Here is a 24,253-nt window from a genome sequence, read left to right as displayed (position 1 = left end):
ATATCACCGCGAATTGACTTCAACTACCGTTACCGCGGGACATACGGTCTCGCCGAGAAAAAGTTCTATCACTCTGTCACGACTTGGTTTGGCCGATGCAAACCCGCTCGATTGGACTCGTTGTCACCCTCCTCGGATTGCTCGGTGGCGTCCTGACTGCCGCAAACCAGTTCCTCCCGACGCTCCTGAACCGGCATCCCGGAGCGATTGGACTGTCTGGCGCGCCCACGTCGTCGTCGATTGGCTTGCTGGTGGCGGCGACGAGCGTCCTCTCGTTCGTGCTCTCGCCAGTCCTGCTCTTCCTCGTGGGCTACTGGGCCGCCGGACGCGCCGACGTCCCGTCCGAATTCGCCACACTCGCCGCCGTATTCGGTGTCGCTGGTGGTGTCACGACATTCGTCGGATATCTGCCAGTCGTCGCCTTTCTCACTCCCGTGACAGGGACCGAACCGACGTTCGTCCTCAGCGCGCTGTACACGTCCGTCGTCCGTGGTGTCGACTACGCAGTTACTGGCCTCGCCGGTGCTGCTGTCGCACATTTCAGGCGTGACTACTGAACGGGGAGACGGTCACGAGTAGACACCATTTTGCGTGTCGGCCTGTGGAGGGTTGGGTATGGGACGCCGAGGTATCGAGACTGCGCTCTCCGCTGGACTCCTGTTTGCCGTCCTCGGACTCGTCGCGTGGGTGACGGGCAGAGCGTTCGTCTTCCCCAGTCTCGGCCCCTCGGCGTTCGCCCTCGCGTTCGCACGCCCCGACGACAGACCCAGTGGGTACCGTGTCGTCGGAAGCCACGTCGTCGGCGCAGTCGCTGGCTTCCTCGCGTACGCCTTCGTCGCGTCCGGCGTGGTACTCACCGCGACACCACCGCCGTTTTCGCTCGGCGGACTCCGTCTCGTCGCCAGTGGCCTCCTCTCTGTCGTCGCCACGAGTTGGGGAATGGTCGCTACTGACACCGTCCACGCCCCGGCGTGTGCGACGACACTCATCGTCTCACTCGGTTTGCTCTCGTCTGTCACCGAGGTGGGCATCATCGTCCTGAGTGTGGTGCTCCTCGTCGGCGCGTCCGCAGTCGTGAACCGACCGACAGCCTCCTTCGGCAACTGACGTGCCACTCGGCATCTGTACCGTGCGACGCTGTCGCGCAGCGAAGTTAAGCCATTATGTGACGTTGTAGACGTGATTATGCGAACACAGATTCTCACAGTTTTGGTGGCGTTCCTCCTCGTCCTCGCGGGGTGCGCGGGTGCACCGACCGATAGTACGACGGCGACTCCCAGCGGCGGGTCGTCCGGCGGGTCCGGTGGGTCCGACGGTGGTACGGGCGATATGGGTGATACCGACGACTTCGTCGTCGACGACGCGACTGCCGCCCTCCGTTCCGCTGGCAGTTTCACGAGCACGTGGTCCTTCCGTCTCGTCGATTCCGAGGGGCAAGAATCGACGTTCACCAACGCCTACTACGTCGACCTCGACGCGAACCGAACGAGTGAGGCGTTCACCATCACTGGTGACGGCGAAGGGGCGAGCTACGAACGGTTCATCGCCGACGGGATGAGTTACACCCGGTTCGGCGACGGAAACGACGTGGTCTATCAGGTCTTCCCCTCTGAAGACAACCAACTCGAATACGCCCTCGCCCGTGGTGCGTCCTTCGGGTACGAAGACTTCGAAGACGCCACCCTCGTCGGCACCGAGACGTTCGACGGCGTCACCGTCCAGCGGTACGAGTACACCGACCCGATGCTCTGGCGACAGTACGGTGCAGGGACGTTCGGAACCGACCAGAACGTAACTATCACCGACTTCACGCTCGTGGTCCTCGTGGACGAGGACGGAATCGCTCGCTCGTCGGGGTGGGAACTCCTCGGTGAGACCGAATCTGGCGAACGCGTCTCTGCCGAGTGGCAGTTCGAACTTACTGCGCTCGGGTCGACTGACGTGCCTGACCCCGATTGGCTCGACGACGCCCGCGAAGAAGGAACTGTAACCTACTGAATCGCTCCGCGCTCCGTTCGCGAACGTGGTGACTGCGGACGACTCGTCTGTCGGAACTAGTTCTCGACGACGGAGGAAAGCCGGTGGAACGAATCCTGTAACTCGTGTCTGCTGACGCGCTTCGTCTCGTCACTGTCGAGGAGGCGAACTTCGATGTGCTCGAAGTCGGCGTCGTACCTGTCGAACAGGAGTGCCGACGTCATCGCGAATCGCGTCTCGTCGAACCCGTCTTGCTCGATGACGAGTGTGTCGTCAGATTCCTGCACGTCGTGGACTTCGAATTCGTAGGTTTCAGCGATTTGTTCGACAGTCTGTTCGATTCCGGGGGTGCCCATGGCACGCCATCCAATCACCTCACGATAAATTTTCCTCTTAGAGACGACGGAATCGGAGTTCGGTTGGTCGAGGCGTCGCTCACCGCGTGTCGAAGGTAGTAGAATCGGCCGCGTCAGTCCGCTCGAACAAACCTACGCGGCCGATGGACTCTGCTTAGTGGCTGAGATAAAAAATCATGTGAATGGTGCAACTACCTGACGGGGAGTTGTAGGAAGACCGGAGGGTAGGACTCCTAACGGCTGTAGCCGATGCTGCACCGCGAGGCGAGACCTCGCGGCCCTTTTTGCTCCACCGTGAGACGCGAGGCGTCTCACGAGCATTCGTTCGCTGACGCTCACGAATACAGATTTTTGCGAGGAGACTGTCGCTCAGAGAGCGACAGTTGACGAAGTAAAAAGGTGGAGTGGGACCGCTGAGAGTCGAACGTCGGAAGACGGTCCTCCTCGCTTCGCTCGTCGGCTGCGACTTCCGGGCTCGACGCTCAGCGCTGTGACGAATTCACTCGACGCAGTTGGATTCTCGCCGGAGTCCTGACGGACTCACGGCTCGGTATCGAATACAGATATTGTACCGCGAGGCGAGCGAAGCGAGTCCTCGCGGCCCTTTTTGGTCCAGATTTTTGCGAGGCGGGTTCCCGCAACGAGCCGAAGGCTCGTGAGGAAACCCAACGAGGAAAAAGGTGGAGTGGGACCGCTGAGAGTCGAACTCAGGTCCTACCGACCCCATCGGCAGAGGATACCACTACCCCACGGTCCCAGGGTGCATTCAAAGCGATGCGTGTCTTGCGGTTAAGCCCTTCGTTTCGTCGTCGGAGCGCGACGGTCTGGCGTGCGACGAAATCGCACGTTGAGCGTGTGAGCGCCCCCGCAAACTGTGACTGGGAATACGCCTATACTCCTCGCCGGACAATTGACAACCGTATGTCGAGTCCGCTCGGTGGCGTCCCGTTCGACCTGCTCTACGGTCTGACGGCCGCACTCCTCGTCACGGCGCTGGCAATCGGCGGCATCCGGTGGTGGACCCTCCGAACCGACGACGAGGCACCGCCACCGGAACGCAGACCAGAGGAATCACACGGCTACCCACTCGCGTCGTGGCGGTACGTCTACGACCTCGACAAGGCGGAGGCCGACCGTGCAGTACGGTCGGTCAACGAGCAAGCCGAGACACTCTCGGAAGCAGAGAAAAGACGGAAGTGAGGGTTCGAGACGGTCGTCTATTAGACCAACACGCGTTCTAACGAGACGACGACACCAGATTCGGCGTTCGCGTCGCCGACGAGTTCGCCGAGACAGACGGCCGACCCATTTTCGGTGTAACAGGCGACGAGGTCACCGCGGGATGCGTCGGCGTCCACGTCGAACACGCCGGGAGCGTAGACTGGAGCGCCGTTCGCGACTTCGCGGGCGGCGCTGTTGGCGATGGTGACCGACGGGAGGTGCGTCAGTGCGCGTTCGGCCGGGAAGACGAGGTCACGAATCCACGATTCGTCGCCCTCCTCGGCGAAGACGAGGGCGTCTTTCAGGTCGTGGAGGTCCACGAGGTCCGAGTCGTCGAAGGGGTCTGTCGCGGTTCGGCGCAGGTGGCCCATGTGGGCACCCGTGCCGAGTGCGAGGCCCAGGTCGTGACAGAGTTTGCGGACGTAGGTGCCCGACTCACAGCGGATGCGGAGGAGGGCCTGTCGGTCCTTCACTTCGAGCAGGTCGAGGTCGTAAATCTCGCGGACGCGGAGGCGACGCGAGACGGCCGACTTCCGAGGTGGCTTCTGGTAGAGTTTGGTCTCGAACTCCGCGACGGTCGATTCGATGTCGGCGGGTGCCGGGCCGTGAAGTTCGAGCACCGAGACGTACTCTTTCGAGCCTTCGAGGAACACCTGCGCCATGCGAGTCGCGTCGTCGAGGAGAATCGGGAGACAGCCAGTCACCTTCGGGTCGAGCGTTCCCGAGTGGGCGGCCCGGCCGACGTCGGCCATATCGCGGACCCACCCGGTCACCTGGTGGGCCGACGGCCCCGGTGGTTTGTCGAGGTTGACGACGCCGAACGAGAGGAGTTCGTCGACGCTTCGGTCTTCGGGTGGGGTGCGGAGCATGGTCAGAAGTCGTAGCGGACGCCTTCGATGGGATACTTGCCTTCGTCGTCGTCAGGGTCGTAGGCCTCGACGGCCGACGTGATGATTTCGGTGACTTCGCTCTCCCCCCACCGGGCGGTGTTCAGCGAGATGTCGTAGATAGAGAGGTCCGAAAAGTCGATGTTGTAGTATTCCTTGTATCGCTTCGCCTCGCTGGCCTCGCGAGTAACAGTCTCTTCGCGCGCGACGTCTACGGGCTTTTCCTCCCGGTCGGCGATACGCTCGGCGCGGACAGCGACGGGGGCGTCGAGCCAGAACCGAAGGTCAGCTTCGTCACCTGCAAGCCAGCCAGCGAGTCGGGATTCGAGAAGGACGTCGTCGCGTTCGACTGCGATAGAGCGGAGGCGACGGTCGAGGTCACGGTCGATTTGGTCGTCTTCCTCGGCGAGTTTGTTGAACTCGACGGCGGACATGTCGCGCTCGGCGGCGAGTTGACGGAAGATGTCGCCGCCGCTGATGTGTTCAAGGTCGAACGCTGCGGCGAGGGCGGCGGCCGTCGTGCTCTTTCCGCTGCCCGGTGGCCCGGAGACAGTCAGTAACATATCCATGCTCCGTGGGGTTGCCTAAAAGAGGTTATCGTTGGCGACGGCCCCTGTGGGGGCTTCTCACGCCGGTCGAGGAGGAGACGAGACGTGGGCTTACGAGGTGGAGGGCGTCATGTCGATGTTGAGCCCTTTGCGGATAATCTGGGTGAAGCCCATCGAGCAGAGGAAGTACCAGACAATCCACGCCTGCATCGGGCCGATGACGCCGTCTTTCCACGCGACTTCCCCGACGAGCGGGAGCACGAGGGGTTCGAGCGAGACGTGTGGCTGGGCGTTCGCGCCGCCGACGCCGATGGCCCAGTACATCCAGAGGAACACCGGGATGGTGAGGAACATAATCCAGACCATCGGGCGGAACTGCTCTTTGAACATGCCCATCTGGTCGCCCATCGCTTCCATCTGTTCTTCTTGAATCTGTTCGAGTGCCGCGTCGTCGTCGTTCGCGCGTGCTTCTTTCTGTCGCTTCTGGATGTCCTTCATCCGCTCCTGGTAGACGGCCATCTTGTCCATGTCCATGAGGTTCGCCTGCAGGAGCGTGGAGTACAGACCCGTGGCGAGTGCGAGGACCATCACGACGGCGTAGAACGGTAGCATCTCGGCCAGCGGACCGAGTGCGACGTCCATAATCCCGCCGATGACGTTGCGCACCTCGGCGACAGAGTAGCCGAGGAAGAGGCCGACAGTCACGACTGCCGCCCCTTTGTCGTACTTCGACCACGAGGAGTCACCAGTATCGGTAGACGAGGAAGACGACGAGGACGAGACAGACGACGAGTCGTCGTCTTCGAGGCCGGAGCGGGTCGCCGCCACGTCTGCGAGTCGGAAGCCTTCGTCGCCGTCGACGAGAATTCCTTTCTCGATGAGACGGCCCCACTGGCCGCTCGTGAGCTCGTCGCGGACGTCGGCCCACTCGACTTCGCCGTCGTCCGCCCGTTCGAGGACGGTTTCGACGGCGGCGCGCATGCCGGAGTCCGAACCGACGAGGTCACGCACCTTAGATTCGATTCGTGCCATTACCGACCCCTTAGCAACCGCCCGTTATCAAGGTTTTACTCTGCGGACGAGAGCACGCACGACTGCAGACGTGGCGTCCGACCCGACAGCGGCGCGAAAAAAGTCGAATCCGTGGAGCGATTACGCGTCGTCGAGGACTGCAACGATATCCTCGAACACGTCGTCGGGCGTCTGTTCGCCGTCGATTTCGACGAGGACGCCCTCGTCGCGGTAGTGCTCGATGACCGGCGCGGTGTTCTCTTCGAAGACGGAGAGACGCTCGCGAACGGTCTCTTCGGTGTCGTCGTCGCGCTGGGCGAGTTCGCCACCACATTCGTCACAGACGCCTTCTTCGTCCGGTTGGTTGAACTTGACGTGGAAGTTGGTTCCGCACTCGGAACAGACACGTCGGCCGGTGAGTCGCTCGACGAGTTCGCCCTCGGCCACCTTCAGGTAGAGGACGGCGTCGAGGTCAGTAATCTCGGTGAGATACTCCGCCTGCGAGAGGTTCCGCGGATAGCCGTCGAGGACGTACCCGTCTGCGTCTTCGAGTGCGGCCCGGACGATTTCGTTGACGACTGCGTCGGGAACGAGTTCTCCTTTCTCCATGAAGGACCGAGGCGTGCCGTACTCGGTTTCCATGTCCTTGTTCGCGCGAAGCGCGTCACCGGTCGTAACGTGGTCGATGTCGTACTTCTCGGCGAGTCGCTTCGACTGCGTGCCCTTGCCCGCGCCAGGAGCGCCGAGCAGGAGGATGCGCTTGCCCATATCGACTATCATCCAGCGAGAGCATATAGTGTTGAAGATACCAACCCAGATATGCGAGTATCCCAGACCGAGAAACCGGTAACAAATACCTTCTCTTGGCACAGATTTGTGTGAGATTCTTTCACAAGCGGTAGATTGTCGGAGATATTCGCCTATTTCACCGACACAGAACGATACGTTCAACGGCACATCACGCGTCTCTTTACTCGATGTGTGTTTCGTCTCTCGTCGCAGTGAGTCTGACCGACATCTCCTGTCCCGGCAGTGAGTGACGTGAGAGAGACTCGCCCGCAGGAGTACCTGCCCGGACTCGTCCTGCTCGTCGTCCTCGCAGGGGCAGCGACGCTCGTCGCGAGTGCGCTCGCTGGCGTCAACGCGCTTCTCCTCGGTGTCTTCTTCGGTGCCATCGTCGCCAACACCGTCGGCGTTCCCGAGTGGGCGAACGCCGGCGTCAGATCCCGGACGCTGCTCCTCGAAGCGGGTATCGTCCTGCTCGGTGCGCGTATCGCCGTCGGCGAACTCGTCGCGTCCGGGCCGATGGTCCTCGGACTCGTCGTCGTGACTGTCGCGGCGAGCATCGCACTCGTCGAAGTCGTCGCGAACAGAGCGTTCGGACTCACGGCCAAGACCAGTTCGCTCCTCGCCGCGGGGGCGAGCATCTGCGGTGTCTCGGCGGCAACCGCCATCGCGGGAACCATCGACGCCGACGGTGAATCACTCGCCCACGTCGTGGCCACCGTCCTGTTGTTCGACGCGATTACCCTCGCCATCTTCCCCGTCGCGGGCGAGATGCTCCCCCTCACGGGACAGCAGTTCGGCGTGTGGGCCGGGTTGAGTATGTTCAGTACCGGGCCAGTCACGGCCGCCGGATTCGCACACTCCGACGTCGCCGGGCAGTGGGCGACGGTGACGAAACTCGCCCGGAACTCGATGCTCGGTGCCGTCGCGCTCTGGTACGCCGTCAGATACGCGGATTCCGAGTCGACGGGGATGAAAGCAATCCTCGAGGGTATCCCGGGGTTCCTCGTCGGATTCCTCTTCGTCGCCGTCCTCGCGAACGTGGGTGTGTTCTCTCAAGGGGCGTTGGCGGCCATCGACACCGGCAGCGACGCCCTGTTCGCACTCGCCTTCGTCGGCCTTGGCCTCGATATCCGACTCGGCGCGATGCGCGAGACGGGTATCAAACCCGCCTTCGTCCTCGCAGTGCAGTTACTCACCATCAGTGTGGTGACGCTCGGCGCGGTGCTCCTGTTGGTCTGATCCCGACGGCGACGCGGGCGGTTTTTGTACCGAGCGACAGTAGCCACGACTATGACCAGATTCGAAGCCGAGACGCCCCGCGAGCGTCGAAAACTCTTTGCCGACGCCGTCGTCGCTCACCGCAACCGTGGGAGCGCCTTCCTCACCATCGAAGCAGAACGAGACCCGGAGATAGACGGGGAAGACCCCGGTCCCTGGATTCAGTTCTCCGAGCGGACGTTCAACATGGACGTGACCGACGAGGAACTCGACCGACTGAAGGGCCTCCTCGACGAGTTCCCCGAGTTCCGCATCGACCAACTGGAGACGCCCGAGGAAGCAGAGGGAACGAACGTGCGTATCAGTGCGCGCTCGGACGCGAACCGGCTGGCGGGGTTCGTCGACCGGGCGTTTCAGGCAGTGTACGGGCGGTCAGAAGAGTACCTCGCGTGGGTCACCGCCATCTGAGGAGACGAAATTAACGAACGTCTCATTTATCCGGCGAAATTCGCCGACTCGTTGGCGACGTTTGCGAACTTCTATACCAATTCGCGTTCAAGCCGGCGCTATGAACTCCCGACGGTCAAATTGTGAACCGGGGTCGTTTCTGCCCGACACAATCCCGTTCCGCCGGGTCGAATCGCTCGCTACACAACCGAAACCGTCCGTACCTCTACTATGACGATACGAACTGAATCGCTGTTTTCGCGTCCACTCGTCCCGCTGGCGAACGAGGAGGACGCCGAAGTGACGTGTGGCGTCGCGTTCCCACGCATCGCCGCAGTCGGTGGCACGGCGCACGTCGTCCACGTCATCGAGAAAGCCGGCGGTGCACCGGACAAAGCAGGTGTCGAACAACGCGAAGAAGTCGCGGAGGAACTGTTCGACGTCGCTCGCCGCGCCGCCGAGGCGGCGGCCATCGAACTGGAGACCGACCTCCGGTTCGACACGGACGTCGGCGACGCGATTCTCGACGCCGCTGTCGAGGCGGACGCGTCGGCTATCGTCTTCACGCCGCGCGGCGGTCGGTCGTGGTGGGACCTCTTTTCGGGCGACGTTCGGGACCGATTGGTTCGAAAGAGCGACCGTCCAGTCGTCGTCCTCCCCGGAGACGGTGTCGAACTCGACGGTGGAACAGCGACCGAACCGACCGACGTCACGGACGGTGAGACATGACGGACGAGGAACTCGCAAAAGACCTTGGCCCACTCGCGGCGCTGACTATCGGTATCGGGACGATGATTGGTGCCGGTATCTTCGTCCTGCCCGGTGCCGCAGTCGCACAGGCCGGCCCGCTCGCCGCTGCCGCGTTCGTCCTCGGTGGCGGCATCGCCATTTTGACCGCCGCGTCCGCCAGCGAACTCGGGACGGCGATGCCGAAATCCGGTGGTGCGTACTACTACATCAACCACGCACTCGGACCACTGTTCGGCAGTGTGGCCGGGTGGGGCAACTGGATGGGCCTCGCGTTCGCGTCCGCGTTCTACATGACCGGGTTCGGCCAGTACGTCGTCACCTTCCTCGCCGTTCCGAGTCTCTCGATTGCGGGGATAACTATCTCCGCCGTCAAACTCGTCGCACTCGCCGGCGGGGCGCTGTTCGTGTTCGTCAACTACGTCGGCGCGAAAGAGACCGGTCGACTGCAGAACGCTATCGTGCTCATCCTGCTCGCCATCCTCGCGGTGTTCACGCTCTTCGGTCTGCTGAACGCCGACCTGGCGAAGCTTCGGCCGTTCGTCCCGCCGGACAAGGGCGTCAGCCCACTGCTCCCCGTGACGGGCCTCATCTTCGTCTCGTATCTCGGATTCGTCCAGATTACGTCCGTCGCCGAGGAAATCAAAGACCCCGGCCGGAACCTCCCGCGTGCGGTTCTCGGGAGCGTCATCATCGTGACGGCGGTGTACGCCCTCGTCCTCGTGACGGTGTTAGCCGCCGTCGACAACAGCGTCGTCGCCGGCAACGAAACCGCCGTCGTGGACGTCGCGCGCATCATCATCGGGCCTATCGGGGCCGCCGCGATGCTGTTCGGTGGCCTCCTCGCGACGGCGTCGTCGGCGAACGCGTCTATCCTCGCCTCCTCGCGAATCAACTTCGCGATGGGCCGTGACCGCATCGTCTCCGCGGAACTCAACGAGATTCACCCACGGTTCGGGACGCCGTACCGCTCTATCGCCATCACGGGTGGGTTCATCTTGCTCTTCATCCTGCTGGCGGACGTGGGGACGCTCGCGAACGCAGGGAGCGTCTTGCACCTCATCATCTATGGTCTCCTCAACGTCTCGCTCATCGTGATGCGTACCGCAGACCCCGAGGAGTACCAACCCGACTACCGGGTTCCGCTCTATCCGTTTACGCCCATCTTCGGGGCGATTACGTCGTTCGCGCTCATCGCCTTCTTCGCGGACACTATCGTCCTCCTCGCAGTCGGGTTCGTCGTGTTCGCGATGCTCTGGTACGCCGTCTACGCCCGTGGAAAGGCGACGAAACAGGGTATCCTCGGCAAGTACGTCCTCGAACGGTCCGAGGAGCTGCCCGCAGCGGCCGTTTCGGCGACGACGTCGGTCCAACCCGACGGTGGCTTCCGGGTGATGGTTCCGCTGGCCAACCCCGAGAGCGAACGTGACCTCGTCGAGCTCGGTGGGTCCGTTGCGAAGGCGAACAACGGGACGCTCGTCGGTGTCCACATCGTGCAGGTGCCCGACCAGACGGCCCTCGAATCCGCCCGCACGGAGTACGACTTCGCCGAGGCGGACGAATTGCTCGAACAGGCCCGCCTCGACGCGGACGAACTTGACGTGGACATCGAGACGCACACAATCCTGTCTCACCGGTCGTTCGAAGAGGTGTTCGACGCCGCCGAGACGTACAACGCCGACCTGGTCGTGATGGGTTGGGGCCCGGACAGCCACGGTGCACCGGGTCGTGCAGAGAGCGCCATCGAAGAGATGACCAACACGCTTCCGTACGACGTGTTGGTGCTGAAGGACCGCGGCTTCGACCCCTCGGAGGTGCTCGTCCCGACGGCCGGTGGACCGGACTCAGACCTCTCTGCGTCCATCGCACTGGTCCTCAAGGAGTTCTACGACGCCAACGTCACGCTCCTCCACGTCGCGGACGACCAAGCCGAAGGCGAAGCGTTCCTCAGGCAGTGGGCCGACGAACGTGGCCTCGATGACGCCACCCTCGAAGTCGAGACTGGTGACGTCGAGACGGCCATCGAGTCCCACGCGCGGGACAAGTCGCTCCTCGTCATCGGGGCGACCGAACGCGGCCTGCTGTCGCGACTCGTCCGCGGGACGCTGGTGTTGGACGTCCTCAACGACGTCGACTGTTCGGTGCTCCTCGCAGAACGGAGTCGGAAGCGGACGCTCCGCGAGCGACTGTTCGGATAACGAACGTCGCCAACGACTCCGCGGTCAGTACCGGCCAGCGGGCGACTCTGTGCGACACTGTTTCTCGCCGCGGCACATTTGTCCTCTGCGTGCGTAGCCAGACGCATGTCGAGTCAATCGGGGTTACGGTGTGAGGACGTAGAGCTTCCCGTCGAGGCGTCGGGTCGGCGGGTCGAAGTCGGTGATGTCTCGCTTCACGTCGTCGAAGCAGGCCCGACAGATGGCGAACTCGTCGTCCTCCTCCACGGTTTCCCCGAGTGCTGGTACGCGTGGACCGACTACTTCCGCCCGCTCGTCGAAGACGGTTATCGCGTCGTCGCGCCCGACCAGCGGGGATACAATCTGAGCGACCGACCGGCCGACGTCTCGGCGTACCGCATCGACGAACTCGCCGGCGACGTTGTGGGTCTAATCGACGCACTCGGATACGAGAAGGCACACGTCGTCGGCCACGACTGGGGCGCGGCAGTCGCGTGGTGGACGGCGCTTCACCACGACGAACACGTGCAATCGCTCACGGTGATGAACCTCCCGCATCCGACCGTCTTCGCTCGCCACCTCCTGCGTGACCCTGCACAGCAACTCCGTAGTTGGTATATGCTGTTCTTCCAACTCCCGAAACTCCCAGAACTGCTCACTTCCGTCGGCGACTGGGCCGTCTTGGAGCGGGCGCTTCGTTCGACGTCGCTTCCGGGGACGTTCTCGGAGACGGACGTGGAACACTACCGGGCGTCGTGGTCGGTTCCCGATGCGTATCGGTCGATGGTCAACTGGTACCGTGCAGTCGTTCGTGAGCGCCCGCAACCCAAGCGAAAGAGCGTCGAGGTCCCGACGCTCGTCGTGTGGGGAACCAACGACCGCTTCCTCCGGCCAAAGATGGCCAGAGAGAGTCTCTCGTACTGTTCCGACGGGCACATCCGTACGTTCGAAGGCGCGACCCACTGGGTCCACCACGAAGAACCCGTCGCCGTCGCTCGCGCCCTCATCGAACACATCGACGACGTGTGGTGGACGCCGAACAACACCCCGGACGAAGCGGGTCACCGACCCGTCTGAGAACGGGCCGTCGCTCTCGAAGTCGGCACTGTTTTACGTCGGTTTGATTCCCCTATATAGCACCATCGAGGGAACTTAGCGGGGTTCTTGTACGTCCAGGGACGACGTACATTCGACGCGGTCACACGCCGGTGGTGGTGGGACGCTCAGTCCCCTCGAACCGTCTCCGCGTCCTTCTTCATGAGCAGGGACGGGGGACCGTCCCACTTTCCACCCGGTGAGCATCGCCAGCACCCGGCGAGCAACACTCGTCTCGGAGGCCGACCGGAATCGACGGATGGGTACGTTCTTACTCGCGGCACACCCAGTCCCGATATGACCGACCTCGGAAAGGTCGACCGCGACTTCTTCGACCAGTACATCTACCCTCGCCTCGGTGCAGACCGAGACGACGTCGCGCTCGGCCCGACCCACGGCGTGGACTTCGGCCTCCTCGATATCGACGGCACTGCTGTCGCGCTGGCGACCGACCCGATTTCCATCTTGCCCGCACTCGGGTTCGAACGAGCGGGCCGGTTCGCAATCGACATCGTCCTCTCGGATATCGCCGTCTCCGGACTCGACCCCTCGCACATCGCGATTTCCTTTACGCTCCCACCGGAGATGACCGACGACGAGTTCGCCGAACTCTGGAACGCGATGCACGAGGAGGCGGCGGACCTCGGTGTGAGCATCGTCACCGGCCACACCGCTCGCTACTCGGGGTGTTCGTACCCGTGGGTCGGTGGCGCAACCGCACTCGCAGTGGGTGACCACGAAGACGTGATTCGCCCGGACGGCGCACGCCCCGGTGACGACGTGCTCGTGACGAAAGGCCCCGCAGTCGAGACGACTGGCCTCCTGACGACGCTCTTCCCCGAGGGGTTCGACGGACTCGACGCCGACGTGCTGGCCACTGCACAGGAACGACTCGACGAAACCGACGCCGTGCGCGACGCGATGACCGTCTCGGCGGCCGGCGGGCGGAGTGTCCACGCCATGCACGACGCAACCGAGTGTGGGGTCCACGGCGCGCTCAACGAGGTAGCCGAGAGTGCGGGCGTTCAACTCGAAATCGACGAGTCGAGCATCCCCTTCCGACCGGGTGTCCGCGCCGTCTGCGACTTCCTCGATATCGACCCGTGGCGTTCGACTACCGCCGGGTCGCTCGTCGTCGCGACAGACTCGTCTGTCACCGACGACGTCGTCACCGCGCTCGAAGCACGCGGGACACCAGTCGGCATCGCCGGCACCGTCGTCGAGGGCGAGGGTGTCGTCGTCGACGGCGAGAGAATCGACCACCCGGACGTCGACCCGTCGTGGGCGGCGTACGAGCGATTGGCGAGCGCAACCGACGAGTGACCGGTCGATAAGTACCCGAGCAGTCGGTACCCGGCCGGCCACGACGTCGTACACTCTGCGAAGAGAGACAGTTCTCCGAGAATTTCACTTAATTCCTGAATGTAATTAATACCTGTTCCGCACGTATATCGCCTCTATGGTCGTCACAAAGTGGAGTGCAGTCGCGATTGGGCTCGGCATCACGCTCGTCCTCTCGTTCGCCAGTGGGTTCGTCCCGGCATTCGCGCTTCTCGGTGGGGCAGTCGCCGGGTTGCTCGGTGGCTGGACTGCTGGGTACTACGCACGCAGCGGACGGTTGAGCGGCGCGTGGAACGGCCTCCTCGCGGGGTCGGTCGGTGGACTCGTCGCCATGGGGTTGCTCCTTCTGGCTGGTCTCGCCGTCTCCGTCGCCCAGTTGTCGCTCGGTGGTGTCTTCGCGACGCTCGGTGTGGTTCTGTCCCTCCTCGTCTTAGTGCTCTTTCACGCGATTCCCGCGACGCTCGGTGGTCTCCTCGGTGGGATGTACCCGCGCGAGGAGCCCGAAGAGACCCGCCAACCGGTGGCCTAACTCGTCGGGCCTCCCTGCGGCGACCCTTCCGTCTTCGGACTCGTTTCAGCCGCGATTCGTCACTGCAACCGCAACCCTGTCGAGCGCTGCGTCCGCCGCATCCACGTCTGCGGTCAGACTGAGAAATCCGTGGGGCATCGCCGGTTCGTGGTCGTGAACGACGGTCACACCCGCCGATTCGAGTGCCGACGCGTAGGCCGCACCTTCGTCTCGAAGCGGGTCGAATCCGGCAGTGACGACGTACGCCGGGGGGAGGTTGGCGTGCGACTCTGCTCGAAGCGGGGCGGCGAAGGGGTTGTAGCGGTCGACTCGTGACCGGAGGTACGTCTCGTGTGCCCACAGGACGTCACGACGCGTCAGGAGCGGCCCGTCGGCGTTCTCCGAGAGCGACGGGTGGTCGTCCGAGAGGTCGGTCATCGGATAGAGGAGCACCTGCATCTCGATACCTGGCCCGCCGAACTCGCGGACGTGAAGACATGTCGCCGCGGCGAGATTGCCGCCCGCACTGGTGCCAGCGACGGCGAGTCCCTCGGGGTCTGCACCGATGCTCGTCGCGTTGTCTTCGACCCACTCCGTCGCGTGGACGCAGTCTTCGAGGGCGGCCGGAAACGGATGTTCGGGTGCGAGTCGGTACTCCACGGAGACGACGACGTGCCCAGTTCGGAGCGCGAGACGACGGCAGACACCGTCGATCGAGTCCAGCGTCCCCATCGCCCAGAGACCGCCGTGGAAGAAGACGAGCGTCGAGAGCGTCTCGCCCGGGTCGGGATGGTACACTCGGAGGGGAATCGACCCCGCCGGTCCGGGGATTTCGATGTTCGTAATTCGGGCCACGTCGGGGACGTCAACCGGGGCGAACAGTTCGTCTTCGAGACGGCGAGCGCTCTCGACGCCGAGTGCGGACCACTCGGGGATGCCGAGTTCGTCCACCTCGTCTACGACTGCCTGTACCTGCGGGTCGAGCGTGTCGGCGGCATCGGCGTGAGTACCGACGTCAGAACCACCACCGGACCGTTCGTCGTCGCCGAAGAGAACCATGTGCAAGCGGCGCGGGCGAGCGTGAAAAACACCACGCCGCACGGGGCGTAAAATTACTTCCCTCGCCCGGCCCACTCGCGGTTATGCACGACGAGGGCGACCACCTGACCGTCGAAACCGCCCGGGAGATGGACGCGAGCGACCCGCTTTCTGACCTTCGTGACCGGTTCTACGTCCCCGATGGCGAGGTGTACATGGACGGTAACTCACTCGGCCCACTGTCGGAAGACGCCGAGGCGGCCCTCGAACGCGTCGTCGACGAGTGGCGCGAACTCGCCATCCACGGGTGGACCGACGCCGACCCGGACTGGTTCACCTACGGCGAGCGACTCGGTGCGCGACTCGCTCCGCTGGTCGGTGCGAGCCCCGACGAAGTCGTCGTCGCCAACTCCACGACGGTCAACATCCACACGCTCGTCGGTACGTTCTACGACCCCGAACGTGGGGAGAAAATCGTCGTGGACGCCCTCGACTTTCCGACCGACCACTACGCGATTCGCGCGCAACTCCGCCAGCGAGGTGTCGACCCAGACGACGCGCTTCGCGTGGTCGAGAGTCGTGACGGCCGAACCATCGAGACGGACGACGTGCTCGACGCAATCGACGACGACGTCGGGATGGTGTTTCTCCCGTCGGTTCTGTATCGGAGCGGGCAGTTGTTCGATATCGAGACCATCACGGAGGCGGCCCACGACGCGGGTGCGCTGGCCGGATTCGACCTTGCACACTCGGTTGGCGTCGTCCCCCACGACCTGTCGGCAGTCGGCGTCGACTTCGCCGTCTGGTGTCACTACAAATACCTCAACGCCGGCCCCGGTGCAATCGCCGGCCTCTACGTCAACGAGCGACATTTCGGCGTCGAACCCGCGCTCGCCGGGTGGTGGGGCAACGACAAGGAGACGCAGTTCGACATGGCGATGACCTACGACCCGGCGCACTCGGCCGGCGCGTTCCAAATCGGGACGATTCCCATCCTCTCGGCCGCACCCCTCGATGGGACGCTCGATATCGTCGCAGACGCGGGGGGCGTGGCCGCACTCCGCGAGAAGTCACTCGCGCTCACCGACTACCTCATCGCGCTCGTCGACGACATGCTCCCCGAGTGCGAGGTGGGGACGCCACGTGACCCGTCGGCCCGCGGCGGTCACGTCGCCGTCGAACACCCCGAGGCCTATAGAATCAGTCTCGCACTCAAGGAACGCGGTGTCGTCGTCGACTTTCGCCCGTCGAACGTGGTCCGAATCGCGCCCGCGCCGGCTTACGTCGGGTTCGAAGACGTCTTTCGGGCCGTAGAACACCTGCGCGAAATTCTGGACGGAGACGAGTACGAGCAGTTCGAGCGGCGGAGTGGTGGGGTGACGTGAATCGGTGAAACACCGGACGATGGTGACCCGTCGTGTACGAGTGGGGAGGGTCTGTGTTCATTAGTTTGAACGACATATCTTCTAGTGCTCATGTTGCGCGCGATACTCACCGTGTTCGGCATCGCCGAAATCCTCCGGCCGGAGGTGCTCATCCGGGCGGCAGAACGACTGGCACTCGAGAACCCCGACGAGTGCGAGTTACGCCCGTGGACAGTCCCCGTCGCTCGGGCCGAGGGGGTGGCCTTCTTACTCCTCGTGCGGCGTGGGGGTTCGTATTCGAGGTTCAAGAAGTTCCTCGGTATCATGGGACTGCTCTCCCTCCTGTACCCACGCCAGTACCTCAGATACGCGACCAAACTCGCGTACACCGACGCTGACGCCTGTCACTGGAGGCCCTGGGTGTACCAGGCGACACGACTCGTGGGACTGTACTACGTGGTCGTGGCAGTGAAGGAACTCGTGAGGCCGTCACGAACGAACGTCGAAGACTCGCAATCGACCTGACGAGAGCCAGGGCCAACTGTTCGACTTACCAGTCGATGACCTGCTTCTTCCGCCAGAACTTCCCGGAGGGACTGCCCGGTTCGAACCGCGCCAGCCACGTCGGCGTCTCCGCACCTTCTTCGACCGACCGTGAGGCGTTCTCGCCGCCCATGTCGGTGCGAACCCACCCCGGACAGACCGAATTCGCGATGAGGCCGTCGTCGCCGTACTGGCCTTCGAGGTAGACGGTGAGTCCGTTGAGACCGGTCTTCGAGATTCGATACGAGGGGGACCCACCGGACTGCCCTTCCACGAGTGCGCCCATGCCCGACGAGACGTTGACGACACGCCCGCCCTCGTTTTGCAAGAGGAGGGGGACGGCGTGCTTGCACAGGAGCATCGGCCCGCGGAGATTGACCGCGAGTGTCCGGTCGATGGCGTCCGTCGGTTCGGCCACGATGTCATTGTCGAACTCGCCGATGCCGGCGTTGTTGACGAGGATATCGAGGCGGCCCTCGCTGGCGAAGAGGCCGTCGACTGCCTCTTCGATGTCGCCTTCTTGAGTCACGTCGAGGAGGACGCGTTCGGTTCCGTCGGGCGTCTCGTTCGTGACGCTCCGAGACCCGGCGTAGACAGTCGCGCCGAGGTCACGGAGGTTCGCGGCGATTTGCCGGCCGATGCCCCGATTCGCACCGGTGACGAGGGCGACTTGTCCCTCTAAGTCGTCGTACACGTCGGGTTCCATACCCTCCGGTGAGGACTCGGGCGGGTTATTCTCACCGGAAGCGCCCGACTGTGGGGGTGCCCCTCAATCGACGGTGAGTGTGACTTCGCGGAAGTCGTCGCCGGTCCACTCGTGGGCGGTCATTCGGCCGTCCGGGTTGCAGATGAGATAGAGGTATCCGGGCCACGACGCCTGTGCCCTGTCGGCGGCGCTGGGGACGGGAGCGGACTCGGGGTGTGAGTGGTAGAACCCGACCACGTCTGCGCCCGACGCTTCGACGTCGTCGATGGCGGCCATCGTCTCCACCGGGTCGAGTTCGTAGGCGACGCGGGGGTCGTCGGCGACGTTCGAAACCGGGCGAACAGAAGAGATAGAACCCGCATCTCGGTCGCCCACGAGGACGCCACAGACCTCCGCAGGAGGGTCTCTGGCGGCCCCATCGCGAGCGTGCGAGAGAACCGAGTCGCGGGCGGCGTGTGAAACCGAGACGTTACTCGAAGTCACGGCGCATCGCAATCTCGAACCACGGGCAGAGACGCAGTTGACGGTACCACTCTGGGTGGTCGTGGATGTGCTCGTAATCCACCCAGAGCATCCCGGCAATCTCGTCTTCGTCGGGGTCCAGCGAGGTGTCTTCGAGCGTGACCTTCAGGACGGCACAGACCTCCCACTCCAGACCGGCATTCTCGTAGTAGCGCTTGTACTCGAACTTGTCCGTGACGCGGAGGTCAGAGTACTGGTCGGGCGTGATGCCGAGTTCTTCTTCCAGTCGCTCTTCGGTCGCGTCCTCCTGCGACTGCCCTTCGACGGGGTGGGAAGCGACGGTGCCGTCCCAGTGAGTGTCCCACAGACGCTTGTTGGGTGCGCGCTGTGCGAGGAGGAGTTGGCCGTCTTCGTTGAAGACGAGACAGGTGAAGGCACGATGACGGATACCGTCGCCCGTGTGGGCGTCGAGGCGGTTTACGGTTCCCTCGGCGTTGTCGTCGGAGTCGACGGCGATAACGTCCTGTGCCGCGTTCTTGTGAAGTTCCGTGGCCTCGTCGGCCGCTGCATTGCTCATGTGCCTGTCGTCGGAGGGAGGGGTAAATTATGCTTCGATGCAGACCAGCGACTCACCCGAGGCGCTCGTCGAGGATGAGGCGCGTCTTCGTACTCTTCACGTCGTCGTGCTCGCGTGCCCGTGTGATGAGGTCGTTGACCGCCCGCGTGTCGGCGGCGTCGACGACGAGGACGATGTCTTCTTCCCCGGAGACTTGCCAGACGAAGTCCACGTCTTTCCACTCCGACATGAGTTCCGAGACGTCGTTCGTGTCGACGTCCACCGCGACGGTCACCTCTATCATCGCCTTGATGTTCCCCGTGCTGGTCGCCACAGTGAACCGCTCGATGACGCCTTCGTCGACCATCCGTTCGACGCGGTTGCGGACCGTCCCTTCGGACGTTCCGACTTCCGCCGCAATCTCCGTGTTCGGGGTTCGTGCGTCCCGTCGGAGGATGTCGAGGATGCGTCGGTCCAACTCGTCCATACCTTCATCTGCCCACCGCAGTGACTTACCGATTACGAATTTCGTAACTCGGCTTCGAAAGTAACACTTATGCACCCGTGTTCCGTTCGTTTCTCGTAATGTCGGACGCCTATCTGGCCCTGGAAGATGGCCGCGTGGTCGAAGCGCGTGGTCGCGTTCCGGGACGCACACGTGGTGAACTGGTGTTCACGACCGCATACACCGGATACGAAGAGAGTCTGACCGACCCTTCGTACGAAGAACAAGTACTCACCTTCTCGTACCCCCTCATCGGAAACTACGGCGTCCGAGCCGAGCGATTCGAGTCCGACCGGGTTCACCCGCGCGCCGCCGTCGCCCGCGAGTTCACCGACGACGTCGTCGAGTGGCTCGCCGACGAAGGCGTCCCGGCCGTCGACCACATCGACACCCGTGACCTCGTGACCTCGATTCGCGAAGAGGGCGCGATGAAGGTCGGAATCGTCGTCGGCGACGACGTGACCCCCGAAGACGCGAAAGAAGAACTCGCGAAGTGCAAGGGCATGAGCGAACACGTCGACATCGGTGCGCAGGTCACGACGACGGAACTCACGACCTACGACGGTGACGGCGACCAGACGGTCACTCTCATCGACTGCGGTGCGAAGCAGTCCATCGTCGACTCACTCGTCGAGCGCGGCGCGACGGTCCACGTCCTCCCGTACGACGCGACGGCCGACGACGTCGCCGAACTCGACTCTGACGTGCTGTTCATCTCGAACGGTCCCGGTGACCCGGAGAACTTCACTGCCGCGCGCGAACTCGTCGCGGAACTCGCCGGCGACGTCCCAATCGCGGGCATCTGTCTCGGCCAGCAAATCGTCGCGAGTGCGCTCGGGGGTACCACCGGAAAGATGGCCTTCGGCCACCGCGGCGTCAACCAACCGGTCCGTGACCTCCAGACGGGGAAGGTCATCATGACGACGCAGAACCACGGCTACACCGTCGAGGACCCCGGAGAACACCTCGACGTGACGCAGGTCAACGTCAACGACGACACTGCGGAAGGACTCGAAAGCGAGGAACTGAGCGTCCTCACGCGTCAGTACCACCCCGAAGCACACCCCGGCCCCCACGATTCGCTCGGCTTCTTCGACGACGTGCTCTCCATGGCATCGCCGGAGGGAAATGGCCGTAAGCGCCGAGTAGTCGCCTCCGACTGAACGCGTCTGACACCCGGTAGGCGTATTTCTACCAGGTACGAACCACTTCTATCTTCTCTCGGTCAACTGCACTACAGTCGCTCGTTTTCACCGTCGGGTGACGAGCGCTCTCTGAGAGGTAGTGTCAAGCATATACACACCGTATAGAGGGGCATGGGGGATGCATCGCTCATCGAGCGTGGGTTCGACGAACTCCCTGCAGAAGTCGCAATCCTCGATTCGCACGGAGATATCATCTACACGAATCGGGCGTGGCGAATGTTCGCGGAAGCCAACGACTACGACGGTGACGTCGAGTTCGTCGGCATCAACTACCTCGACGTGTGTGAGGCCGCTCGCGACGAGAGTGAAACCGCGGGCATCGTCGCCGACGGTATTCGGTCCCTTCTCCGGGGCCATCAGGACCTGCTGACTATCGAGTACCCCTGTCACTCACCGTCCGTCTATCGGTGGTTCCTGATGCAGGCCGTCCCCTTCGACACACCACGTCACGGTCGGTTCGTCATCGTCATGCATCTCGACATCACCGAACGCCGCCTCGCGGAGTTACAGGTGAACGAGAAGAACCAGCACCTCGGAATGCTCGCGCGCGTCCTCTCGAAAGAACTGAAAGAACCGCTCACGGCGGCCATCGAGACGGCCGGACGACTCGTGGCCCAAGACGGCCCCGACGCGTCGAAGCTCTCGAAGATACTGTCGCGTATCGACACGATTATCGAACAGAGCGTCACGCTCGCAGACCAGACGAGTACGCTCGAACTCGACTCGGTCGATTTTCGACAGTACTTCGAAACCGAGTGGGACGACGTGGGCCGGCGGACGGGCGCCGAGTTACGAGTCGTCAGTGGTGGCGTGCTCTCGGCGGACGACCACCTCTTCGGCCTCCTGGTCAACTCGCTGTTGACGAACACCGTCGAGCGAAGCTCGGTCCCGGGATACCCGACGGAAATCGTCGCCGGCGTGACGCTCGGTGGGTTCTACGTCGACGACGACGGCCCGCGGCCCTCGGACGAAGAGCGTCTCGCGACGATGGGTGAAAACCAGATTCTCGGCGTCGATTACGACTCGGTCGAACTCTCTGTCGTCAGGCGCATCGCCGACCTTCACGGCTGGCAACTCAGTACTACAGAGTCCGAACTCGGCGGTGCACGGTTCGAAGTCAGCGGCGTCAGGTGGTTGTAAGCGACAGTGCAGACAGGTCTGCTTCCATCACGAACGTCGGTTGTTCCGCGACGTCACTTCGAGCGACCGAGACGTCGGAGACCCACTCGACACCTTCTGGAACGAGCACGCGCGTCCGGTCGGCACCGACCGACGCGGCATCGCGTCGAATCGCGTCGACCAGCGCGCGACAGGCGTCCGTGTCGTCCCACACCGCGACGGCGTACTCGGCCCACGTCACTTCACCTTCGTCCTCCTGTTCGCGTGAGTACGTTCGGTTTCGGTACGTGAACCCACTCACTCGGTCGTCGACGACGACGAACAGTCGGTCCTCTGCCGCGGCGTCGTGGAGTTTCGCCCGCGTCAACTCGGAGACGGCCCACGACTCCTCGGGGTCTAACGCGAGTCCGGCGAGCGCGGTTCGCATCTCGCTACCGGTCCAGAGCGCCCATGCCGCGTCGGCGTCGTCCGTAACCGACAGTGACGGTTCCGCGTCTGGGTCGGGGTCCGGCGTCGCCCACCGGAACTCCATTCCGGGGTCGAAACCGACGTGTCGCGAGTTGGCGAGACTCGGCACGTTCCACGAGAAAATCATGTTGCGGACGCGCCGCGCACCCTGTTCGCGCGCCCAATCGAAGAGGGCGTGTGTCAGTTCTGTCGCGAGGCCCTGTTCGCGGTAGTCCGGCGCGACGCGCATGCCCTGTGCCCACGCTTCGTACTCCGAGAGCATGACCATCTGCGCGATTGCGCCGACGTCGTCGGAGGGCGTCTCCTCACCCATGTCGACGAGGAGCGTCGCCTGTTCTGCCCCCTCGGGTTCTATCCACTGGTGGTAGATGTCCGGAATGTAGTCCGACCCGCCTCGGTCGGCCCACGTGTCGCGGGTGAACGCGGCGACTGCGTCGTAATCCTCGGGGCGTGCGGGTCGAATCTCCATCGGGTTACTCCCAGGGGACAGAGCGCTCGGTCAGTTCGCCTTCGATGTTTCGGCCCATCGCGTCCGCAGGGTCCGAGTGGTTGGCGAGGACCCACATGAGTTTCACTTTCGCCGTTCCGGGGAGGGTATCTCCCGCTTCGACGACGCCGGCGTCGAGGAGGTCACGGCCGGTGTCGTAGACCCGGTCACAGACCCGCCCTTCGAGACACTGCGAGGTCATGGCGACGACGGTGCCGTCGTCGACGAGTTCCTCGATGCGGGGGATGAGGTCGGTGTGAACGTGGCCGAGACCCGTCCCTTCGATGACGAGTCCCGCCTTCCCGTCGAGGTAGTCGAGTGCCGCGGGGTCCATCCCGGGCGTGAACTTCACGAGTTCGACGCCGGATTCGAGGTCCGCGTTGAGCGCGAGTTCCTGTTCGCCGCGTGCGGTGTAGTCGCGGCGGAAGGTGACTTCCTCGGCCTCGTAGTCGACTTCACCGAGCGGTTTCGCACCGACCGTCTGGAAGGCGTCGCGACGTGAGGTGTGGTTCTTGCGGACGCGCGTCCCCTCGTGGAGCGCGCACACGTCGTCGGACTCCGACCCGTGCATGCAAATCATGACCTCCGCGGCGTCGGCTTTGGCGGCCTCGACGGCGCTGACGGCGTTCATCACGTTGTCGGACGACGGGCGGTCCGCCGAGCGCTGACTCCCCGTGAAGACGATTGGGACGGGCGTGTCGAGCATGAACGACATCGCCGACGCGGAGAACTGCATCGTGTCGGTGCCGTGCATGACGACGACGCCGTCGGCACCCGCTTCGATTTCCTCGGCGATTGCTTCGGCGAGGTCCACCCACACGTCGGTAGTCATGTTCTCCGAGAGGATGTTGGCGACGACGCGTCCGCGGTAGTTCGCGCGTCCCGCGAGGTCAGGGACGGCCCGAAGCACGTCTTCGGCGTCGAACTGCGCCGTCACCGCGCCCGTCCGGTAGTCCACCGTCGAGGCGATGGTGCCACCGGTCGAGATGAGCGAGATGGTCGGGAGGTCCTCGTCGAACTCGATTTCGGAGGTTCCGTCGCTGTCGGTCTGTGCGTCTTCGACGTCGTAGACGTCCGTTTCGAGTACCTCGACGTCCGCGTCGGCCCGGTCGATTCCGACGTTGTAGCCGCCGTCGAGTTTGACGACGAGATACTCGTCTGTCGAGGAGGGCATCAAGACGCCTTCGTTCGTGACATCCGCGCGTGTGACGCGGACGCGGTCCCCTGCGTTCATATCGCGGGATAACGCGGGGGCAGACTTCAAACCCACCTTTTTACCGGAGGGGGTGGCAAAGCCACCCCTCCGACAAAAACCTGGAGGGAAAAAGGCCGAGAGACTCGCTCCGCTCGTCTCTCGGTGCAACTCAGATAGGATTCTACAGCACTGGCCTGTCGAACTACTCTGACTGGGATAGGAGTAGTGTGCAACAAATAGAGGTCATGTCTACTAAACGAACGACGTTCGGAGACCCCAAACA

At 63.5% G+C, this 24,253-nt stretch carries 27 protein-coding genes and 1 tRNA gene; 15 read left to right on the top strand and 13 right to left on the bottom strand.

Translation table 11 applies throughout. The features are described from left to right. Positions 1–95 precede the first annotated feature (95 nt). The 3 genes from ACK3R5_RS11240 (at position 96) to ACK3R5_RS11230 (ending at position 1,998) form a co-directional block, all read left to right on the top strand. Positions 96–557, top strand: coding sequence for a hypothetical protein (locus ACK3R5_RS11240; protein WP_411964145.1), 462 nt, complete (start codon positions 96–98; stop codon positions 555–557). 58 nt (positions 558–615) lie between these two features. Next, positions 616–1,107: an HPP family protein gene (locus ACK3R5_RS11235; RefSeq protein WP_411967005.1), complete on the top strand. Its 492-nt coding sequence runs from the start codon at positions 616–618 to the stop codon at positions 1,105–1,107. Positions 1,108–1,185: 78 nt separating this feature from the next. Continuing rightward, positions 1,186–1,998, top strand: a complete 813-nt coding sequence (locus tag ACK3R5_RS11230) for a hypothetical protein (protein ID WP_411967004.1) — start codon at positions 1,186–1,188, stop codon at positions 1,996–1,998. A 56-nt stretch (positions 1,999–2,054) separates the two neighbouring features. On the opposite strand, the gene ACK3R5_RS11225 is transcribed toward ACK3R5_RS11230, so the two are convergent. Together ACK3R5_RS11225 and ACK3R5_RS11220 are read right to left on the bottom strand one after the other, a co-directional pair. Then, the gene (locus ACK3R5_RS11225; protein ID WP_411967003.1) at positions 2,055–2,333 is read right to left on the bottom strand and encodes a hypothetical protein; all 279 of its coding nucleotides are present in this window, start codon (positions 2,331–2,333) and stop codon (positions 2,055–2,057) included. A 686-nt stretch (positions 2,334–3,019) separates the two neighbouring features. Then, positions 3,020–3,090 (bottom strand) — tRNA-Pro (locus ACK3R5_RS11220). A 164-nt stretch (positions 3,091–3,254) separates the two neighbouring features. Here ACK3R5_RS11220 and ACK3R5_RS11215 point away from each other — a divergent pair. Further along, a complete protein-coding gene (locus ACK3R5_RS11215; RefSeq protein WP_411967002.1) occupies positions 3,255–3,533 on the top strand; it encodes a hypothetical protein in 279 nt (92 codons plus the stop codon). A gap of 20 nt (positions 3,534–3,553) precedes the next feature. Here ACK3R5_RS11215 and ACK3R5_RS11210 read toward each other — a convergent pair whose 3' ends face one another. The 4 genes from ACK3R5_RS11210 to ACK3R5_RS11195 all read right to left on the bottom strand — a co-directional run bounded on the left by ACK3R5_RS11210 (position 3,554) and on the right by ACK3R5_RS11195 (position 6,768). Beyond that, positions 3,554–4,423, bottom strand: coding sequence for an RNA-guided pseudouridylation complex pseudouridine synthase subunit Cbf5 (locus ACK3R5_RS11210; RefSeq protein WP_411967001.1), 870 nt, complete (start codon positions 4,421–4,423; stop codon positions 3,554–3,556). 2 nt (positions 4,424–4,425) lie between these two features. Beyond that, positions 4,426–5,004 (bottom strand): (d)CMP kinase, encoded by a 579-nt coding sequence (gene cmk / locus ACK3R5_RS11205; RefSeq protein WP_411964135.1) that lies wholly within the window; start codon positions 5,002–5,004, stop codon positions 4,426–4,428. A 96-nt stretch (positions 5,005–5,100) separates the two neighbouring features. Next, positions 5,101–6,021 carry a DUF106 domain-containing protein gene (locus tag ACK3R5_RS11200; protein ID WP_411964134.1) on the bottom strand — a complete coding sequence of 307 codons (921 nt, stop codon included), beginning with the start codon at positions 6,019–6,021 and terminating at the stop codon, positions 5,101–5,103. Positions 6,022–6,141: 120 nt separating this feature from the next. After that, entirely contained in the window at positions 6,142–6,768 is a 627-nt protein-coding gene (locus ACK3R5_RS11195; RefSeq protein ID WP_411967000.1) for an adenylate kinase, read from the bottom strand. Between the two features lie 264 nt (positions 6,769–7,032). Between ACK3R5_RS11195 and ACK3R5_RS11190 the strand changes: the two genes are divergently transcribed. The 7 genes from ACK3R5_RS11190 (at position 7,033) to ACK3R5_RS11160 (ending at position 14,343) form a co-directional block, all read left to right on the top strand. Next, positions 7,033–8,028: a YeiH family protein gene (locus ACK3R5_RS11190; RefSeq protein WP_411966999.1), complete on the top strand. Its 996-nt coding sequence runs from the start codon at positions 7,033–7,035 to the stop codon at positions 8,026–8,028. Between the two features lie 51 nt (positions 8,029–8,079). Next, the gene (locus ACK3R5_RS11185; RefSeq protein WP_411964131.1) at positions 8,080–8,475 is read left to right on the top strand and encodes a hypothetical protein; all 396 of its coding nucleotides are present in this window, start codon (positions 8,080–8,082) and stop codon (positions 8,473–8,475) included. 210 nt (positions 8,476–8,685) lie between these two features. Next, positions 8,686–9,183, top strand: a complete 498-nt coding sequence (locus tag ACK3R5_RS11180) for a universal stress protein (protein WP_411966998.1) — start codon at positions 8,686–8,688, stop codon at positions 9,181–9,183. Beyond that, positions 9,180–11,399 (top strand): amino acid permease, encoded by a 2,220-nt coding sequence (locus tag ACK3R5_RS11175; RefSeq protein ID WP_411964129.1) that lies wholly within the window; start codon positions 9,180–9,182, stop codon positions 11,397–11,399. The genes ACK3R5_RS11180 and ACK3R5_RS11175 overlap by 4 nt, the downstream gene beginning before the upstream one ends. 105 nt (positions 11,400–11,504) lie before the next feature. After that, on the top strand, positions 11,505–12,455 hold the full coding sequence (locus ACK3R5_RS11170) for an alpha/beta fold hydrolase (RefSeq protein ID WP_411964128.1): 951 nt from the start codon (positions 11,505–11,507) through the stop codon (positions 12,453–12,455). A gap of 315 nt (positions 12,456–12,770) precedes the next feature. Beyond that, positions 12,771–13,796: an AIR synthase family protein gene (locus ACK3R5_RS11165; protein WP_411966996.1), complete on the top strand. Its 1,026-nt coding sequence runs from the start codon at positions 12,771–12,773 to the stop codon at positions 13,794–13,796. Positions 13,797–13,932: 136 nt separating this feature from the next. Continuing rightward, positions 13,933–14,343, top strand: coding sequence for a DUF5518 domain-containing protein (locus ACK3R5_RS11160; protein WP_411964126.1), 411 nt, complete (start codon positions 13,933–13,935; stop codon positions 14,341–14,343). 45 nt (positions 14,344–14,388) lie between these two features. Here ACK3R5_RS11160 and ACK3R5_RS11155 read toward each other — a convergent pair whose 3' ends face one another. Continuing rightward, positions 14,389–15,381, bottom strand: coding sequence for an alpha/beta hydrolase (locus ACK3R5_RS11155; protein WP_411966995.1), 993 nt, complete (start codon positions 15,379–15,381; stop codon positions 14,389–14,391). 83 nt (positions 15,382–15,464) lie between these two features. Here ACK3R5_RS11155 and kynU point away from each other — a divergent pair, with 83 nt between their 5' ends. Together kynU and ACK3R5_RS11145 are read left to right on the top strand one after the other, a co-directional pair. Continuing rightward, on the top strand, positions 15,465–16,745 hold the full coding sequence (kynU, locus tag ACK3R5_RS11150; RefSeq protein WP_411966993.1) for a kynureninase: 1,281 nt from the start codon (positions 15,465–15,467) through the stop codon (positions 16,743–16,745). A gap of 90 nt (positions 16,746–16,835) precedes the next feature. Next, positions 16,836–17,249 carry a hypothetical protein gene (locus ACK3R5_RS11145; RefSeq protein WP_411968657.1) on the top strand — a complete coding sequence of 138 codons (414 nt, stop codon included), beginning with the start codon at positions 16,836–16,838 and terminating at the stop codon, positions 17,247–17,249. 25 nt (positions 17,250–17,274) lie between these two features. Here the strand turns inward: ACK3R5_RS11145 and ACK3R5_RS11140 are convergent, their stop codons facing one another. The 4 genes from ACK3R5_RS11140 to ACK3R5_RS11125 form a co-directional block, all read right to left on the bottom strand. Beyond that, a complete protein-coding gene (locus tag ACK3R5_RS11140; RefSeq protein WP_411964123.1) occupies positions 17,275–17,973 on the bottom strand; it encodes an SDR family NAD(P)-dependent oxidoreductase in 699 nt (232 codons plus the stop codon). 63 nt (positions 17,974–18,036) lie between these two features. Further along, positions 18,037–18,456, bottom strand: a complete 420-nt coding sequence (locus tag ACK3R5_RS11135) for a desampylase (RefSeq protein ID WP_411966992.1) — start codon at positions 18,454–18,456, stop codon at positions 18,037–18,039. Continuing rightward, on the bottom strand, positions 18,443–19,012 hold the full coding sequence (locus ACK3R5_RS11130) for an NUDIX hydrolase (protein WP_411966990.1): 570 nt from the start codon (positions 19,010–19,012) through the stop codon (positions 18,443–18,445). Before ACK3R5_RS11130 ends, ACK3R5_RS11135 begins: the two co-directional genes overlap by 14 nt. Before the next feature lie 52 nt (positions 19,013–19,064). Beyond that, entirely contained in the window at positions 19,065–19,478 is a 414-nt protein-coding gene (locus ACK3R5_RS11125; protein ID WP_411964120.1) for an Lrp/AsnC family transcriptional regulator, read from the bottom strand. Positions 19,479–19,576: 98 nt separating this feature from the next. Between ACK3R5_RS11125 and carA the strand changes: the two genes are divergently transcribed. Further along, positions 19,577–20,659, top strand: coding sequence for a glutamine-hydrolyzing carbamoyl-phosphate synthase small subunit (gene carA, locus ACK3R5_RS11120; RefSeq protein WP_411964119.1), 1,083 nt, complete (start codon positions 19,577–19,579; stop codon positions 20,657–20,659). A 153-nt stretch (positions 20,660–20,812) separates the two neighbouring features. Continuing rightward, positions 20,813–21,841 carry a PAS domain-containing protein gene (locus tag ACK3R5_RS11115; RefSeq protein WP_411964118.1) on the top strand — a complete coding sequence of 343 codons (1,029 nt, stop codon included), beginning with the start codon at positions 20,813–20,815 and terminating at the stop codon, positions 21,839–21,841. On the opposite strand, the gene ACK3R5_RS11110 is transcribed toward ACK3R5_RS11115, so the two are convergent. Together ACK3R5_RS11110 and gatD are read right to left on the bottom strand one after the other, a co-directional pair. Then, on the bottom strand, positions 21,828–22,757 hold the full coding sequence (locus ACK3R5_RS11110; RefSeq protein ID WP_411966989.1) for an N-acetyltransferase family protein: 930 nt from the start codon (positions 22,755–22,757) through the stop codon (positions 21,828–21,830). The two genes, ACK3R5_RS11115 and ACK3R5_RS11110, sit on opposite strands and share 14 nt — an antisense overlap. A 4-nt stretch (positions 22,758–22,761) precedes the next feature. After that, positions 22,762–24,009, bottom strand: a complete 1,248-nt coding sequence (gene gatD / locus ACK3R5_RS11105) for a Glu-tRNA(Gln) amidotransferase subunit GatD (RefSeq protein ID WP_411966987.1) — start codon at positions 24,007–24,009, stop codon at positions 22,762–22,764. Positions 24,010–24,253 lie beyond the last annotated feature (244 nt).

Origin of the sequence: Haloferax sp. YSSS75, from assembly GCF_046764215.1 — an archaeon.
Classification (GTDB): domain Archaea; phylum Halobacteriota; class Halobacteria; order Halobacteriales; family Haloferacaceae; genus Haloferax.
Note: the sequence above shows the minus strand (reverse complement) of the source record. Positions and strands in the feature narration are given on the sequence as shown.

Bases quoted from the DNA above. Each gene is read 5' to 3' on its own strand.
- ACK3R5_RS11240 (WP_411964145.1), top strand. From the start codon at position 96: ATGCAAACCCGCTCGATTGGACTCGTTGTCACCCTCCTCGGATTGCTC.
- ACK3R5_RS11235 (WP_411967005.1), top strand. From the start codon at position 616: ATGGGACGCCGAGGTATCGAGACTGCGCTCTCCGCTGGACTCCTGTTT.
- ACK3R5_RS11230 (WP_411967004.1), top strand. From the start codon at position 1,186: ATGCGAACACAGATTCTCACAGTTTTGGTGGCGTTCCTCCTCGTCCTC.
- ACK3R5_RS11225 (WP_411967003.1), bottom strand. From the start codon at position 2,333: ATGGGCACCCCCGGAATCGAACAGACTGTCGAACAAATCGCTGAAACC.
- ACK3R5_RS11215 (WP_411967002.1), top strand. From the start codon at position 3,255: ATGTCGAGTCCGCTCGGTGGCGTCCCGTTCGACCTGCTCTACGGTCTG.
- ACK3R5_RS11210 (WP_411967001.1), bottom strand. From the start codon at position 4,423: ATGCTCCGCACCCCACCCGAAGACCGAAGCGTCGACGAACTCCTCTCG.
- cmk (WP_411964135.1), bottom strand. From the start codon at position 5,004: ATGTTACTGACTGTCTCCGGGCCACCGGGCAGCGGAAAGAGCACGACG.
- ACK3R5_RS11200 (WP_411964134.1), bottom strand. From the start codon at position 6,021: ATGGCACGAATCGAATCTAAGGTGCGTGACCTCGTCGGTTCGGACTCC.
- ACK3R5_RS11195 (WP_411967000.1), bottom strand. From the start codon at position 6,768: ATGGGCAAGCGCATCCTCCTGCTCGGCGCTCCTGGCGCGGGCAAGGGC.
- ACK3R5_RS11185 (WP_411964131.1), top strand. From the start codon at position 8,080: ATGACCAGATTCGAAGCCGAGACGCCCCGCGAGCGTCGAAAACTCTTT.
- ACK3R5_RS11180 (WP_411966998.1), top strand. From the start codon at position 8,686: ATGACGATACGAACTGAATCGCTGTTTTCGCGTCCACTCGTCCCGCTG.
- ACK3R5_RS11175 (WP_411964129.1), top strand. From the start codon at position 9,180: ATGACGGACGAGGAACTCGCAAAAGACCTTGGCCCACTCGCGGCGCTG.
- ACK3R5_RS11170 (WP_411964128.1), top strand. From the start codon at position 11,505: ATGTCGAGTCAATCGGGGTTACGGTGTGAGGACGTAGAGCTTCCCGTC.
- ACK3R5_RS11165 (WP_411966996.1), top strand. From the start codon at position 12,771: ATGACCGACCTCGGAAAGGTCGACCGCGACTTCTTCGACCAGTACATC.
- ACK3R5_RS11160 (WP_411964126.1), top strand. From the start codon at position 13,933: ATGGTCGTCACAAAGTGGAGTGCAGTCGCGATTGGGCTCGGCATCACG.
- ACK3R5_RS11155 (WP_411966995.1), bottom strand. From the start codon at position 15,381: ATGGTTCTCTTCGGCGACGACGAACGGTCCGGTGGTGGTTCTGACGTC.
- kynU (WP_411966993.1), top strand. From the start codon at position 15,465: ATGCACGACGAGGGCGACCACCTGACCGTCGAAACCGCCCGGGAGATG.
- ACK3R5_RS11145 (WP_411968657.1), top strand. From the start codon at position 16,836: ATGTTGCGCGCGATACTCACCGTGTTCGGCATCGCCGAAATCCTCCGG.
- ACK3R5_RS11140 (WP_411964123.1), bottom strand. From the start codon at position 17,973: ATGGAACCCGACGTGTACGACGACTTAGAGGGACAAGTCGCCCTCGTC.
- ACK3R5_RS11130 (WP_411966990.1), bottom strand. From the start codon at position 19,012: ATGAGCAATGCAGCGGCCGACGAGGCCACGGAACTTCACAAGAACGCG.
- ACK3R5_RS11125 (WP_411964120.1), bottom strand. From the start codon at position 19,478: ATGGACGAGTTGGACCGACGCATCCTCGACATCCTCCGACGGGACGCA.
- carA (WP_411964119.1), top strand. From the start codon at position 19,577: ATGTCGGACGCCTATCTGGCCCTGGAAGATGGCCGCGTGGTCGAAGCG.
- ACK3R5_RS11115 (WP_411964118.1), top strand. From the start codon at position 20,813: ATGGGGGATGCATCGCTCATCGAGCGTGGGTTCGACGAACTCCCTGCA.
- ACK3R5_RS11110 (WP_411966989.1), bottom strand. From the start codon at position 22,757: ATGGAGATTCGACCCGCACGCCCCGAGGATTACGACGCAGTCGCCGCG.
- gatD (WP_411966987.1), bottom strand. From the start codon at position 24,009: ATGAACGCAGGGGACCGCGTCCGCGTCACACGCGCGGATGTCACGAAC.